Raw genomic sequence first — 12,962 nt, 5'->3', positions numbered from 1 at the left:
ACCGAGGCGCCGCCCACCGATTTATTCCGGCCACCTCGGAGCAGGACGGCACGCCCGCCCCTGGGGCGGCCCCGGTTCGACGGCTCGTGGCCCGGCACGCGGCGCACGCGTTTCGGCGGCCGCCCCTCCCGGGAGCCGGCGCCGCCGGCCAACTTCCTTGAGCGGTTAGCCTTTTCCGCATGCAGACCACCCGCCCCGCAAGCCCGGGTCCCGCCACCACCCGCGACCGCCTGCTCGCGTTCGGCTCACTGCCCGCGGCCGCGGCCGTGCTCACCGGGACGAACGCGCTCTACCTGCTGCTCGTCGTCTTCGGGAACGTCACCGACTTCCCCACCAACCAACACTTCGTCCAGCACGTGCTGGCGATGGACACCACCTTCCGGGACGGGAACCTGATGTGGCGCTCCATCACGTCCCCGGGCCTGCAGAACGCGGCGTACGTCGCGCTCATCGCCTGGGAGGCGCTGAGCGCCCTGGTGCTGACGGGCGGGACGTTCGCCTGGTGGCTGCGGCCGGACCTGGCGCGCCGGCTCAGCAGCCTCGGCCTGCTGCTGATGCTGCTGCTCTTCGGCGTCGGGTTCATCGGGATCGGCGGCGAGTGGTTCGCCATGTGGCAGTCGAAGACGTGGAACGGCCTGGACGCGGCGATCCGCAACGTCATCCTGGCCGGACTGGCGCTGGTGGTGGTCAACCTGCCGCAGCGCCCGCACACCCCGTCGGACTGAGAGGGTCCGCGCCGGTGCTGCCTGCCCGGTCGGCACCTCCGCCGCCCACCACCTCCCCGGCACCGCCGACTTTCACGTTCCAGCCCTCGGGGCGCCGTCAGCTCGCGTCGTCCCCGGGAGCCCCGTACTCCCGGTGCACGTCCAGGTAGGGCAGTTGCACCCGTTCCCGCCAGTCCGCCGCCTGTTCGTGCGCCGCCGGCCGCACCGCCGCCGCCTCGCCCGCGTCCTCGGCCCAGCCGTACGGGTACGGGCTGCCCAGGGCCACCGCCGTTGCGGCGAGGTAGCGGGCCATCGCCGCGTCGTCCGGTACGGCCAGGGTCTCGACCTCGCCCCGGTCGACCGTGATGCCGATCTCCCAGCTCCCCTGTGCCGTGCGCTGCGCGCCCCAGCCGCGCGCCCAGTGCACGTGCTCCGCCGTGACCTCGCCCCCGGGCCCGGGGTCCAGCCCCGCATCACGCAGCGCGGGGACCACGGCGGCCGGGGACGGCCAGGGGATGGGCAGCCCGGCGCTCACCGCCACGCCGAGCACGGTGCGGCACGGGTAGGGCGTGCGGCAGCACGCGCAGCGCGGCTGCTGCGCCTCGGAGCCGCCGCCGCCTTCCGCCCGGGCGGGCTCGTGCAGCTGCACCACGGCGCCGAGCAGGTACTGGTGCCTGCCGACCGGCTGCCCGGCGTCCTTCAGGTCCCGCAGGAACAGCTGCAGCAGCCGGTGGAAGAGCCGGCCGCACTCGTGGCTGCCCAACGGCGGCACCGGCACCCGGACCACGCTGTCACTCCCTCGCCCGTCACGACCCATGCGGACGAGCCTAGACCTCGCGCCGGTCACCCGGCCGGGCCCTGGACGCCGGCCGTGTCCGAACGCTCACGGACCGGATTCCGCGAGGTTCGAACCTCCGATCGTCCGGGTGCATACCGAGTGTTCGACAGCTACCCGAGGGGGTCGCCATGGCCACGCTGACCGCCTTGTTCGCGGGCCTCGCCGTCATCGTGACCGGCCTCGCCGTCCACCTGCACCGCAGACCCGACAACCGGACCGAGACCGTCGAAGGACTGCTTGCCGAGCAGGAGCGCACGGCCCGGCTGCGGGCCGCCCGCTCCTCCTACAGCTCGATCGCCATGCACAGCACCCACGGCCTGACCGTCGACGACCTGGAGAGGTACCGCAGGTAGGGTCCGGCCGGCTGCGCGGCAGCCCCGGTACTCCACCGGGCAGGACCTGAGGTCCGGCCGGCTGGAGCACCGGGGCGGCGGGGGAGCGGTGCTGTGTGAGCGGTCAGGCGTTCTGCGCCCCGTTGAAGACGTTGTAGGCGTCGTCACGGAAGTAGGCGCTCACCGCCCACCACTTGCCCTGCCAGCTGTTGCCCGTGACGAAGTCGCCGGTCTGCACGGCCGAACCGTCGTTCTGGTCGTAGTTCACGAAGAACGGTCCGCCGCTGGCACCTCCGCCCAGTCCGATGCAGTTGTCGATCCGCGCGGTGGACGGCTGCTCGGGGCCGGCCACCGGCTGGCCGCCGCACCAGAGCATGTGCTCCCGCTCGGCGGGAACCACTCCGGGGATGCCGATGATGTGCGCGTAGTTGTTGATGTCCCGGTTGAACCCGATGCCGGTGGCCCCGACGACGTCCGCGATGTGCTGTCCGTTCAGCGTGTTCAGCACGATGAAGGCGATGTCGCCCTGCGGTGCGGGGGCGTCGACCCAGCCGGCCGCCCGCCAGCTCCACCAGCCGTGGGGGGCGTTTCCCGCGTCGTAGCCGGGAGCGAACGAGAAGTCGTGCCCGCCCTCCACGCAGTGCCGGGCCGTGGCGATGACGTCGCGGTTGGCGCTGGAGACGACGTTGGCGGTGCACACGCCGTTCCCGGTGAGCAGCCGCCCGGTGGTGCCCCAGACGCTGGCCTTGCCGGCGGCCGTCGCACTGGCGGCGACCCTCGCGCCGGCCTTGGGGTTGGCGGTCGGTTCGGTCGCGTGGATCGTCAGCGGCCGGCCGCCGAGGGAGCTCTCCTGGTCGGGAGCCCAGCTCGTACTGGCGGCATGCGCCGGGTTGATCAGGACGTGGCTCTTGGCGCCGACCCGCTCGATCGGCCCGGTGCCGGCGGACGGTGCGGCGGACGAGACCGGCACGGCCAGGCCGAGGGCCACCACCGATGCCACCAGTACTGTGAGGAGACCGCGCATGCGCATGGGTGTCCTTTCTTGACTGCGGGATGTCGGAATGTGCTGTCCCGTCAGCTTGGAAGTGGCACGTCAACAATGGGTCAACAACGTGCCAACGACTGCGCCGGCGACCACGGCCGGCCCGGTCCGGTGGCCGGCGTACCGGAAGGTCCCCACGGTATTTCCGTTCGGCTGACGCGAGTTGGCAAATTCGGCATACTAACTGTCCATGAGAGTGGCTCTGTTGACCGCCGGTTCGCGTGGTGACGCGGCTCCCTACACCGGCCTGGGGCACGCGCTGGAACGGGCCGGGCACCGGGTCACCCTGGTCACCCACGCCCGTTTCGCCTCCCTCGCCGAGGACGCGGGCATCGGCTTCCATCCGCTGCCGGTGGATCCGCGGGCGGAGCTGGAGACCGAGCGGGGGCGTGCGCTGCGGCGCAGCGCCAACGACGTGGAGCAGCGGGTCCGGGCCTTCCTGCTCGCCCGGCAGGGCGCGCGGCAGATGGCGGAGGGCCTGCTGGCGGCTGCCCAGGAGGCCGATGTGCTGCTCGTGTCGAGCTCGTTGCAGTTGCCGGGTCACACCCTCGCCGAGGGGCTCGGGCTGCCCGGCATGGGCGTCTACCTCCAGCCTCTCCACGCCACCGGTGAGTTCGCTCCGAGCGTCATGAGCACCCGGTCCTTGGGGCCGGTCGGCAACCGGATCGCCGCGCGGGCCGTGAACGCCGCCGTGGACGCCGTTTACTCCGAGACCGCCCGCACGTTGCGGGCCCGCCTCGGCCTGCCGCCCCGCAGTACCCGCGCCGCCCGCCACGCCCGTGAACGGCAGCGCTGGTCCGTCCGGCACGGCTTCAGCCCGCTCGTCGTCCCCCGGCCCCGCGACTGGCGCCCGGAGCTGACCGTCGACGGCTACTGGTGGCAGTACGACCCGCCGGGCGCCGGACTGCCCCAGCGCGTCCGGGACTTCCTGGCGGCCGGCCCGCCGCCGGTCTTCGTCGGGCTGGGCAGCATCCCGGTGCGCGATCCGGCGCGGCTGGGCGCGACGGTGGTGCGGGCCCTGCGCGCGGCCGGGCTGCGCGGGGTGGTCCAGCGCGGCTGGAGCGGTCTGGAGGCCGACGGCGACGACATGCTCACCGTCGACGACCTCCCGCACGCCGTGCTCTTCCCGCAGACCGCCGCCGTGGTGCACCACGGCGGAGCGGGCACCACGGCGGCGGCCCTGCGCGCGGGGGTGCCCGCGGTCCCGCTTCCCCTCCAGCTCGACACCGGTTTCTGGGCCGCCCGCCTGGCCGCCCTGGGCGTCGCGCCCCGGGCCGTACCGCTGCGCGGCCTCACCGCGCCGGCGCTGACCGCCGCGCTGCTGAGCGTCACCACCGACCCGTCCTACCGGGAGCGGGCCCGTGCCCTGGGCGCCCGCATCCGGGCGGAGGACGGGACGGCCCCGGTCGTCGCCGCCGTGGACCGGCTGGCCAACGCCTGAGGCCGGCGACGCCACCGCCACCGCGGACCCGTCCGAGGGAACGCGGACCGCGGCGCCGACACGCCGTCCGGCGACGCCCGGAGGCCGCCACCCCGCAGGGTGGCGGCCTCCAGTGCCTTCTCGGGGCCGCCGTAGCGTAGCGCGTGCCTCGGACAACGGCCCCGGCGAGGCTCGGCCGGGAAGGGGGTCAGGCGGTGGCCTTGCCCGCGGTGACCAGGGCGGCGAGTGCGGTCCGCTGGACGTACACCAGCAGGCCGACGGTGACGCCGGCCATCACCAGGGCCATCAGGACGTGGCCGAGTGCCGAGACGAGGGCGAAGCCGAGGGCGCCGAGCAGGACGTGGGTGCCGATCCGCAGCCCCACGAGGGCGAAGGCGACCTTGCGCGTGCCCTTGCCGCGCCACAGCAGCTTGGCGAGCTTCAGCCGCTTGCGCAGCAGGGTGAGCGAGACGGTGATGTTGGCCGCGACGAGGACGACCAGGGCGGGCCAGGCGGCCGGGAAGGCGCGCAGCAGGTCGAAGGCGCCGGCCAGGACGCCCTCGAAGCCGAAGAACCAGGCGGGCAGCCGCATTTCGCCGACCGAGGGCAGCACTTCACCGGCTGCGCCGGTCGCGCCGGTGGCGTCGTGGCCGGCGTCGAGGCCGGCGGCTGGTTGGGATGCGGTCGCGTCGGTGCCGGTGCTCGCCATGGTGTCCCCCGTGGTGTCGTTCCCCGCCGGGACGTGCCCGCCCCGGTCATGATCATCAGTCTCGCACGCCGGTTCGGCCGCAGGTAGCGGCGATGTGTCAGCAAGGCGAGATGACGGACGTCATGGGGCCCGACGGCGGCCGGGCGCGTTCAGGGTGTGCCCTTCGGGACGAAGAGGACGACGACCGGGTCCGGGGCCACGGCGGAACCGGGCCGTGGCCCCGTGTTTCGGCGCCGGGCCGGCCGGGCCACCGTCCGGCAGCGCCGAACGTGAGGTACCGGCAGGGTGAGGAGGTCGCCGGATACGCCGGTGCTCCTCACGCGCGGCCGGGCACGGCCGCCGCTGCCGGCGGGTTCTTCACCCGGGTCACTCGCGGTCGGTCACCGCGAGCACGATCTTCCCGGTGGTACGGCCCAGTTCGCCCAGGCGGTGCGCCTCGGCGGCCCGCTCCAGTGGCAGGACGGTGTCGACGACCACCCGCAGGCGGCCGTCCTCGACCAGGCGGGTGATCTCCCGCAGGCCCAGGTGGTCGGGCTCGACGAGCATGAAGTCCGCCCGGACACCGGCCGCCTCGGCCTCGGCCCGGGGGAAGGCCGCGTCCGGCGGGAGGAGCGACACCAGGGTGCCGCCCCGGCGCACGGACCGCAGGGACCGGGCGGGGCTCCCGCCGCCGAGGGGGTCCAGCACGACATCGACGTCACGGACGCTCTCCGCGACGTCCCCGGTGCGGTAGTCGACCGGTTCGTCCACGCCCAGGGAGCGCAGCAGTCCGTGCTTGGAGCCGCTCGCGGTGCCGATCACGTACGCGCCCAGCGCCTTGGCGATCTGGACCGCCAGGTGACCGACCCCGCCTGCCGCCGCGTGGACCAGCACCCGCTGGCCGGGCCGGACGGCGGCGGTGTCGACCAGCGCCTGCCAGGCGGTGAGCGCCGCCAACGGCAGAGCGCCCGCCTCGACGTGGGTCAGGTTCGCGGGCCGGCGCGCGAAGTGCCGGGCCGGTGCGGTGACGTACTCGGCATAGGCACCGGCCGGGTCGGGGAAGCGCGGCATCCCGTACACCTCGTCGCCGGGCCGGAAGAGGGTGACGCCGGCGCCGACCCCCGCCACCACGCCGGAGACGTCCCAGCCGAGGGTGAACGGCGGCTTGACGCCGGTCGAGAGCAGGCCCCGTTCGCGGGTCTTCCAGTCCGCCGGGTTCACCCCGGCCGCGTGCACCCGGACCAGGACCTCGCCGCGGGCCGGCTCGGGGCGGACGGTCTCCACGAGCCGCAGGACGTCCGGCCCGCCGGCGGTGTCCTGGGAGACGGCGCGCATGGTGGTGGGGAGGGGCATGGTGCTGTGCCTGCTTTCCGTTGATCGGCCGGGGTCGCGTCGAGGGATCGGCCGGGGTCCGTCGGGCGAGGCCCGCCGCCTCGCCGCCCGTTCGTCCGGGGTCGCCGCCCGCTCGTCCGGGCGCTCCGTCAGAGTGCCCGGGCCGGGCCGCCCCTGGTGGTGGCGTGACGGCCACGTGGTGAAAGGATCCGGCCATGCACCACGTTGGCGTTTTGGCCCTGGACGGCGTCCACCCCTTCGAACTCGGCATCCCCGCCCGGATCTTCGGCGCCGCCCGCGATGAGTCGGGGAACCCGCTCTACACCGTGACCACGTGCGGCCTCGACGGCGGGCCGGTCCGCACGGGCGCCGACTTCGAACTCGCGGTTTCCCGGGACGCCACCCTGCTCGCCGCCGTCGACACCGTCGTCATCCCGCCCGCGCAGTGCCTCGCCGAGCTGCGGGAACACGGCCGGCTGCCCGACCACCTGCGCGCGGCCCTCGCCGCGATCCGCCCCGGCACCCGCATCGTCGCCATCTGTACCGCGAGCTACCTGCTGGCCGCGGCCGGACTGCTCGACCACCGGCCCGCCACCACCCACTGGCGCGAGGCCGACCGGCTGCAGCGGCTGTTCACCACCACCCGCGTGGACCCCGACGTCCTGTACGTGGACGACGGGGACGTCCTGACCTCCGCCGGGGTGGCCGCCGGCATCGACCTCTGCCTGCACCTCGTCCGGCGCGACCACGGCAGCCGGATCGCCAACGACGTCGCCCGCTCCTGCGTCGTGCCGCCCTGGCGCGACGGCGGCCAGGCCCAGTACATCCGGCGCCCCGTCCCCGAACCGACCGGCACGGGCACCGCCGCCACGCAGGCCTGGGCCATGGAACGGCTCGCCGACCCGCTCACCGTCGCCGAACTCGCCGCACACGCCCACACCAGCGTGCGGACCTTCTCCCGCCGCTTCCGCGAGGAGACCGGCACCACGCCCGTCCAATGGCTCACCCGCCAGCGCGTCGACTTGGCCCGCCACCTCCTCGAAAGCACCGGCTGGCCGGTCGACCTGGTGGCCCGCCGCGCCGGCCTGGGCACCGGAGCCTCGCTGCGCCACCACCTGCACGCGGCCGTCGGCGTCGGCCCGCAGGCCTACCGCCGCACCTTCCGCCCGGCCGGATGACGGTGCCGCCCGGCCGGATGACGGCGCCGCGCAGGAAGTCGGCGGAGCCGGCGGTCGGATCGCGAACGGCCGGATCGCGAACGGCCGGGCCGACGGACGCTCAGATCACGCCGCCGTTGGCGTAGAGGACCTGCCCGTTGATCCAGCGGGCCGGGCCGGCCAGGAAGGAGACGACCTCGGCGATGTCCTCGGGGGTGCCCAGCCGCTCCAGGGGCGACATCTTCGCCAGGTGCTCGACGGCCGCGTCCGGCTTGCCCTCCAGGAACAGGGCGGTCGCGGTCGGGCCGGGGGCGACGGCGTTGACGGTGATGTCGCGGCCGCGCAACTCCTTGGCGAGGATCAGCGTCATGGCGTCGACGGCGCCCTTGGTGGCGGCGTAGGCGGCGTACCCCGGCAGGGCGATCCTCGTGACCGAACTGGAGAAGTTGACGATCGCGCCGCCAGGGCGGACCCGGCGGGCGGCCTGCCGGCCGACGATGAAGGTGCCGCGCACGTTGACGCGGTGCATCCGGTCGAAGTCGGCGAGGTCGAGCTCGGCCAGCGGGGCCAGCAGCATGATCCCCGCCGCGTGCACCACGACGTCGACACCGCCGAAGCGCTCCTCGGCCGCGTCGAACAGGGCGGCCACCTCGGCCTCGTCGGCGACATCCGCCTTGACGGCGACGGCGGTGCCGCCCGCCTTCTCGATGGCCCGGACCGCCTCCGCGGCGGGGGCGGGGCTGCCGGCGTAGGCGACGGCGACGGCCAGTCCGTCGGTGGCCAGGCGTTCGGCGGCGACCCGGCCGATGCCGCCGGACCCACCGGTGACGACGGCGACGCGCGGGGTGGTGGTGCTGGTCATGGCAGGACTCCTCGGGGCGGCCGGACGCATGCGGATCCAATAATGGACGCAGCGTCCACATTAGCGAGATGTGGACGATGCGTCCATATAGACTGAGGGTGACACCGAACCGATCCCAGGAGGCACGGTGACCAACGCGTCGACGACAGGCCCGAGTACCGGCCCGGCAGGGGAGGGCGGCGCACCGGCACGACGGGGCCGGGGACGGCGGCCGGCCGACGAGGTGCGCCGCGACATCCTCGCCGCCGCCGGCGCGGTGCTCCTCGGCGAAGGCATGGCGGGCTTCACCATCGAGCGGGTCGCCGCGACGGCGGGCGTCAGCAAGATGTCGATCTACAAGTGGTGGCCCTCCAAGGGCGCGCTCGCCCTCGACGGATACTTTGCCGCGGTCGAGAACACCCTCGCCTTCCCCGACACCGGAGACATCGAGACCGACCTGCTCACCCAGCTGCGCGCCTTCGTCCACCTCACGGCGGACACCCCCGCCGGGCGGATCGTCGCCGAGCTCGTCGGCGCGGCACAGACCGATCCGGACCTCGCCGCCGCCTTCCGCGAGCACTACTCGGGCCCGCGCCGCCGCCTGGCCGTCGACGTCCTGCGGCGCGCCCAGCGGCGCGGCCAGCTGCGCGCCGACGTGGATCCGCGCATCGTCGTCGACCAGCTCTGGGGAGCCTGCTACCACCGCCTGCTGATCCCCGACGAGCCCGTCACCGAGGAGTTCGTGACCGGGCTCGTCTCCAACCTGATGCGCGGCCTGCGGCCATAGGTGCCCGGTCGGGCCCGGGCCCGGGATCGTGCCGTCGCACGGGGCGGGGCCGGAGGAGCGGGCGGGTCACCGGACCCCGACGGCGGGCGGACCGGGAGAACAAGGACCCGGACCCGGGAGAGGCGGTTCAGAGCCAGCCGCGCCGGCCCGCTTTGAAGCCGGCCTCGAAGCGTGAACCGGCGTCGAGACGGCGCATCAGGTCCTCCATCCGGCGCTTGACGGTGCGCAGGGAGACTCCCAGGCGTTTGGCGGCGCCTTCGTCGGTGAGACCGGTGGAGAGGATCCTGAGCAGCTCCCGTTCGGTGGGGGTGATGCCGGTGGCCCGGTCGGGGGCGGGGGCGTCCTCCAGGGGGACGGCGGTGTCCCAGACCCGGTCGAAGAGCTCACCGAGGGCCGCCACGATCCCGGGCGCGGTCACCATGACGGCACTGGGCCTCGGCGACGCCGGGTCCAGGGGGACCAGGGCCGTGGCCCGGTCGACGACGAACAGCCGGTGCGGCAGCGCCGGGGCGGTGCGCAGCTGTGCGCCGATCGCGGCCATCGAGCGCGCGTAGGCGAGGGCCGGCTGGTTGGTGCGCGCGCTCTCGTGGCAGACCGTCTTGAGGGCGACCCCGCGGCGCAGGAGCTCCTCGTCCAGCGGGCGTGCGGCTTCGAGCGCCTCCGGGGTCATCAGGGTCGGCACGATGGAGCGGATCTCCGTCGTGGCGCCCTGGGCCAGCGACTCCAGGCAGGACTGGATCTCGTCCAGGCCGTCGAGCTGCTCGGTGCCGGTCGGGATGCGGCGGCGTTCGAGGGTCGCCCGTTCGGTCACGGCGGCCGCGGTGGCGCGATTGGCCTCCAGAGCCGCGCGGCGGGCCCGGACTTCCTCCTCCTGGCGCTTCAGCAGCAGGGCGATGCCGCGTTCGAGGCTGACCGGGCGCTGCCGGTCCGCGGCCTCGCGGGACATCCGCAGCAGGGCGAGGTCCGCCAGCGTGTCCAGACTTCTCGTCACCTCGCCCTGGGGAAGGGCGAGTTGCTCCGCCAGCAGTGTGGCGTCCGCCGTCGGATCGGCGAGGAGCGCCCGGTACACCCGCTCACTGACCGCGTCCAGCCCCAGCGCGCGCAGCATCGGTCCAGCCCCCGTCCCGTCCCCGGTGCGATGTCGTTGCGTCCCGTGCTGAGCCTGGCATGTCCGGACCAGATCCAACAAGGTTCGTACCAGCCGTCGGCGCGCGGCCGCAGGAGACCGTCGGCGGGGTGTGGCGCGATCGGGCCATGGAACCTTCGGGCCACCGGTGACTCCTTCCGCCGGCCCGGACCGGCGAGAAGACTCGTCGTCACCGAAGGGCGCCGAGGGCCCGACGGATCCGGCACCGGAGCGACCGTTCCGGCCACTCACCCCCAGCCGCACGGAGGTCCCGCCATGCCCGGAACACGGCGATTCGCATCGCTCGTCCTGATCGCCCTGGTCGGCATCGGGCTGTGCGCCGCGTCCGCCACCGCTGCCGCCACCGCTGCCGCGCCCGCCACCGCTGCCGCCACCGCTGCCGCGCCCGCCACCGCTGCCGCCACCGCTGCCGCGCCCGCCGCCGCTGCCACGCCCGTGGCAGCCGACACGGCCGGCTCCCCGGGCGAGGTCTGCGGCGCCTGCTGGTGACGGCGGCGACCGTCAGGTACGTGGTGGCCGTCCGGCTGACCCGGGCGCCTCCGATCGACCGCCTCCCGGACCCCGCGACGGTCGTCGACCTGTTCTGGGCCCACGCCGCACCCGCCGACCGCCTCGACCACGTCCGGACGAGCGCTTCCGCACCCGCCGGCCGCCTCGACATCGCCGTGATCCTGCGCGCCGAGAGCGCCGAGGACTGCCTCCGGACCGTCAGGAACCTGTGCGCCAGGACCACACGCAGTCCCACCCTGTCCGGCTGGACCGCCGAACGCCTCAGCACGCTCCCGCTGGCCGGCCTGGGCTTCTGATCCGCCCCCGCCCCCGCCCCCGCCACCGCTGAGCACACACTCACACCCGCACACTCCACTTCCACGGAAGGAACCACGACACATGTCCCGATCCACTCCCGCCGGCGTCGGCAGCTCACTGCGCCGGGCCGTCGCCCGGACCGTCGCAGCGACCCTGGTGGCGAGTACGGCCGCGCTGCTCCCGGTGTCGTCCGCCGCGGCCGCGGTGAACAGCACCACCATCGTCTCGGCGGCCCGCGGCCAACTGGGCGGCGGCTGCAGCTCCGGCTACGACGGCATCGACTGCAGCCTCAACTGGTGTGCCGCGTTCGCGAAGTGGGCCTGGTCGCAGGGCGGGGTCGACGTCTCCCCGCTGGGCTGGACGGTCACCACCTTCGTCAACTACGGCGACAACAACGGCACCTGGCACGATCCGACCGGCTACGTCCCGCAGCCCGGCGACGCGATGATCTTCGGCGGGAGGAACTACCCGACCAAGGCGAGCGGCGGCGCGCACATCGGCATCGTGGAGTCGGTGCACCCGGACGGCACGCTCACCGAGATCGGCGGCAACCAGGGCAACGCCGTCACCGAGGTCAGCGGCACGCCCGACCAGATCGAGGCGAACCTCGAAGGCGGCTACAGCTTCCTCGGGTTCGTCTCCCCGGTCGGTGCGCCGGCCCCGATCAGCAGCGGCCTGCAGACCACGGTCGTCGACCACAGCGGCAAGACCGTGGCCTACGCGACCGCCGACAACGGCAACATCTACGAGAACTACCAGAACAACGTCGCGGCCGGCCCGTGGTCCGGCTGGGAGCTCGGCCTCGGCTCGCCGGTCGGCGGCACCCGCTTCGAGAGCTCCCCGAGCGCCTTCGTCGACTGGTACGGCAAGACCGTGGTCGACGCCGTCGACCTCAACGGCAACGTGCAGGAGAACTACCAGACCAACCCCGCCGCCGGCCCCTGGTCCGGCTGGCACTACGTCTCCGGCCAGCCCGGCGGGGTCCGCTTCATCGGCGTCCCGTTCGCCACCCGCAACATGTCCACCAACGTGATCTACGTCCTGGGCAGCGACGGCAACATCTACGAGAACTGGCACCCCGACGGCGGCACGTGGTCCGGCTTCGAGCTCTCCTGGGCACCCGGCGGCCCCGCGGGCGGCACCAAGCTGGTCAGCTCGCCCAGCGTCTTCATCGACACCGCGGGCCACACCGTGGTCGACGCGATCGACAGCAACGGCAACGTCCAGGAGAACTACCAGGTCAACCCGAACGCCGGCCCGTGGTCCGGCTGGCACACCATCTCCGGCCTGCCCTCCGGCGTCCGGATGACCGGCACCCCCTACGGCTACGTCGACAGCAACGGCACCAACGTCGTCTACGCCACCGGCACCGACGGCCGCGTCTGGGAGACGTGGCACCAGCCGGGCAGCTGGTCCGGCTGGGAATTGGCGCTCGGCTCCGCGGCCAACGGCGCCCGGATCCTCGGCTCGCCGAGCGTCTTCATGGACAGCTCCGGCAAGACCGTCGTCGACGCGCTCGACAACCAGGGCAACGTCCAGGAGAACTACCAGGTCAACCCGGGCGCCGGCCCCTGGTCCGGCTGGCACACCCTCAGCGCCGCCCCCTCCGGCGGACTCATCGGCACCCCGAACGCCCGCCGCGACTTCAACGGCACCAACGTGCTCTACGGCGTTGCCGGGGACGGCAACGTCTACGAGAACTGGCACCAGCCGGGCAGCTGGTCCGGTTGGGAGCTCGGTTGGGCCCCCGGCGGCCGGCCGGCCCGCTTCGTCAACATCTGACACCCACGCAACTCCCCGGGGGGGGGGGCGCGGGAGCGGCGCGGGTCGCGCGGGGTGGAGCGGGGGGCCGCGCGCGGCCCGCGCG

14 protein-coding genes are annotated in these 12,962 nt (G+C 74.1%); 8 read left to right on the top strand and 6 right to left on the bottom strand.

The genetic code is table 11. The annotated features are described in order from the left end of the window. Positions 1 to 179 precede the first annotated feature (179 nt). Positions 180 to 725 carry a DUF2165 domain-containing protein gene (locus tag ACFV4F_RS32440; RefSeq protein ID WP_380507891.1) on the top strand — a complete coding sequence of 182 codons (546 nt, stop codon included), beginning with the start codon at positions 180 to 182 and terminating at the stop codon, positions 723 to 725. Positions 726 to 822: 97 nt separating this feature from the next. Here the strand turns inward: ACFV4F_RS32440 and ACFV4F_RS32435 are convergent, their stop codons facing one another. After that, on the bottom strand, positions 823 to 1,491 hold the full coding sequence (locus ACFV4F_RS32435) for a hypothetical protein (RefSeq protein ID WP_380507888.1): 669 nt from the start codon (positions 1,489 to 1,491) through the stop codon (positions 823 to 825). 179 nt (positions 1,492 to 1,670) lie between these two features. Between ACFV4F_RS32435 and ACFV4F_RS32430 the strand changes: the two genes are divergently transcribed. Continuing rightward, positions 1,671 to 1,895, top strand: coding sequence for a hypothetical protein (locus tag ACFV4F_RS32430; RefSeq protein WP_380507885.1), 225 nt, complete (start codon positions 1,671 to 1,673; stop codon positions 1,893 to 1,895). Positions 1,896 to 1,998: 103 nt separating this feature from the next. Here the strand turns inward: ACFV4F_RS32430 and ACFV4F_RS32425 are convergent, their stop codons facing one another. Continuing rightward, entirely contained in the window at positions 1,999 to 2,898 is a 900-nt protein-coding gene (locus ACFV4F_RS32425) for a trypsin-like serine peptidase (protein WP_380507882.1), read from the bottom strand. 208 nt (positions 2,899 to 3,106) lie between these two features. On the opposite strand from ACFV4F_RS32425, the gene ACFV4F_RS32420 reads away from it, so the two are divergent. Next, positions 3,107 to 4,357, top strand: a complete 1,251-nt coding sequence (locus ACFV4F_RS32420) for a glycosyltransferase (RefSeq protein WP_380507879.1) — start codon at positions 3,107 to 3,109, stop codon at positions 4,355 to 4,357. 187 nt (positions 4,358 to 4,544) lie between these two features. Here the strand turns inward: ACFV4F_RS32420 and ACFV4F_RS32415 are convergent, their stop codons facing one another. Together ACFV4F_RS32415 and ACFV4F_RS32410 are read right to left on the bottom strand one after the other, a co-directional pair. Then, on the bottom strand, positions 4,545 to 5,045 hold the full coding sequence (locus tag ACFV4F_RS32415) for a hypothetical protein (RefSeq protein ID WP_380507877.1): 501 nt from the start codon (positions 5,043 to 5,045) through the stop codon (positions 4,545 to 4,547). Between the two features lie 366 nt (positions 5,046 to 5,411). After that, positions 5,412 to 6,377: an NADP-dependent oxidoreductase gene (locus ACFV4F_RS32410; protein WP_380507874.1), complete on the bottom strand. Its 966-nt coding sequence runs from the start codon at positions 6,375 to 6,377 to the stop codon at positions 5,412 to 5,414. A gap of 194 nt (positions 6,378 to 6,571) precedes the next feature. Between ACFV4F_RS32410 and ACFV4F_RS32405 the strand changes: the two genes are divergently transcribed. Beyond that, positions 6,572 to 7,534, top strand: coding sequence for a GlxA family transcriptional regulator (locus tag ACFV4F_RS32405; protein WP_380507871.1), 963 nt, complete (start codon positions 6,572 to 6,574; stop codon positions 7,532 to 7,534). A gap of 100 nt (positions 7,535 to 7,634) precedes the next feature. Here ACFV4F_RS32405 and ACFV4F_RS32400 read toward each other — a convergent pair whose 3' ends face one another. Then, positions 7,635 to 8,375, bottom strand: a complete 741-nt coding sequence (locus tag ACFV4F_RS32400; protein ID WP_380507868.1) for an SDR family oxidoreductase — start codon at positions 8,373 to 8,375, stop codon at positions 7,635 to 7,637. Positions 8,376 to 8,502: 127 nt separating this feature from the next. Here ACFV4F_RS32400 and ACFV4F_RS32395 point away from each other — a divergent pair, with 127 nt between their 5' ends. Next, on the top strand, positions 8,503 to 9,141 hold the full coding sequence (locus tag ACFV4F_RS32395; RefSeq protein ID WP_380507866.1) for a TetR/AcrR family transcriptional regulator: 639 nt from the start codon (positions 8,503 to 8,505) through the stop codon (positions 9,139 to 9,141). A 127-nt stretch (positions 9,142 to 9,268) separates the two neighbouring features. Here the strand turns inward: ACFV4F_RS32395 and ACFV4F_RS32390 are convergent, their stop codons facing one another. Next, entirely contained in the window at positions 9,269 to 10,249 is a 981-nt protein-coding gene (locus ACFV4F_RS32390) for a LuxR C-terminal-related transcriptional regulator (protein WP_380507863.1), read from the bottom strand. A gap of 294 nt (positions 10,250 to 10,543) precedes the next feature. Here ACFV4F_RS32390 and ACFV4F_RS32385 point away from each other — a divergent pair, with 294 nt between their 5' ends. The 3 genes from ACFV4F_RS32385 to ACFV4F_RS32375 all read left to right on the top strand — a co-directional run bounded on the left by ACFV4F_RS32385 (position 10,544) and on the right by ACFV4F_RS32375 (position 12,877). Next, positions 10,544 to 10,777 carry a hypothetical protein gene (locus tag ACFV4F_RS32385; RefSeq protein ID WP_380507861.1) on the top strand — a complete coding sequence of 78 codons (234 nt, stop codon included), beginning with the start codon at positions 10,544 to 10,546 and terminating at the stop codon, positions 10,775 to 10,777. Beyond that, entirely contained in the window at positions 10,774 to 11,094 is a 321-nt protein-coding gene (locus tag ACFV4F_RS32380) for a hypothetical protein (protein WP_380507858.1), read from the top strand. Before ACFV4F_RS32385 ends, ACFV4F_RS32380 begins: the two co-directional genes overlap by 4 nt. Before the next feature lie 82 nt (positions 11,095 to 11,176). Next, positions 11,177 to 12,877 (top strand): CHAP domain-containing protein, encoded by a 1,701-nt coding sequence (locus ACFV4F_RS32375; RefSeq protein WP_380507855.1) that lies wholly within the window; start codon positions 11,177 to 11,179, stop codon positions 12,875 to 12,877. Positions 12,878 to 12,962: the final 85 nt, after the last annotated feature.

The sequence above is a fragment of the Kitasatospora sp. NPDC059722 genome (assembly GCF_042733235.1).
Taxonomy (GTDB): Bacteria; Actinomycetota; Actinomycetes; order Streptomycetales; family Streptomycetaceae; genus Kitasatospora.
This window is presented reverse-complemented; position numbering and strand designations above follow the sequence as displayed.

Coding starts and splice junctions, on each gene's coding strand:
- ACFV4F_RS32385 (WP_380507861.1), top strand. CDS start 10,544: ATGCCCGGAACACGGCGATTCGCATCGCTCGTCCTGATCGCCCTGGTC.
- ACFV4F_RS32405 (WP_380507871.1), top strand. CDS start 6,572: ATGCACCACGTTGGCGTTTTGGCCCTGGACGGCGTCCACCCCTTCGAA.
- ACFV4F_RS32375 (WP_380507855.1), top strand. CDS start 11,177: ATGTCCCGATCCACTCCCGCCGGCGTCGGCAGCTCACTGCGCCGGGCC.
- ACFV4F_RS32410 (WP_380507874.1), bottom strand. CDS start 6,377: ATGCCCCTCCCCACCACCATGCGCGCCGTCTCCCAGGACACCGCCGGC.
- ACFV4F_RS32390 (WP_380507863.1), bottom strand. CDS start 10,249: ATGCTGCGCGCGCTGGGGCTGGACGCGGTCAGTGAGCGGGTGTACCGG.
- ACFV4F_RS32400 (WP_380507868.1), bottom strand. CDS start 8,375: ATGACCAGCACCACCACCCCGCGCGTCGCCGTCGTCACCGGTGGGTCC.
- ACFV4F_RS32415 (WP_380507877.1), bottom strand. CDS start 5,045: ATGGCGAGCACCGGCACCGACGCGACCGCATCCCAACCAGCCGCCGGC.
- ACFV4F_RS32440 (WP_380507891.1), top strand. CDS start 180: ATGCAGACCACCCGCCCCGCAAGCCCGGGTCCCGCCACCACCCGCGAC.
- ACFV4F_RS32420 (WP_380507879.1), top strand. CDS start 3,107: ATGAGAGTGGCTCTGTTGACCGCCGGTTCGCGTGGTGACGCGGCTCCC.
- ACFV4F_RS32430 (WP_380507885.1), top strand. CDS start 1,671: ATGGCCACGCTGACCGCCTTGTTCGCGGGCCTCGCCGTCATCGTGACC.
- ACFV4F_RS32425 (WP_380507882.1), bottom strand. CDS start 2,898: ATGCGCGGTCTCCTCACAGTACTGGTGGCATCGGTGGTGGCCCTCGGC.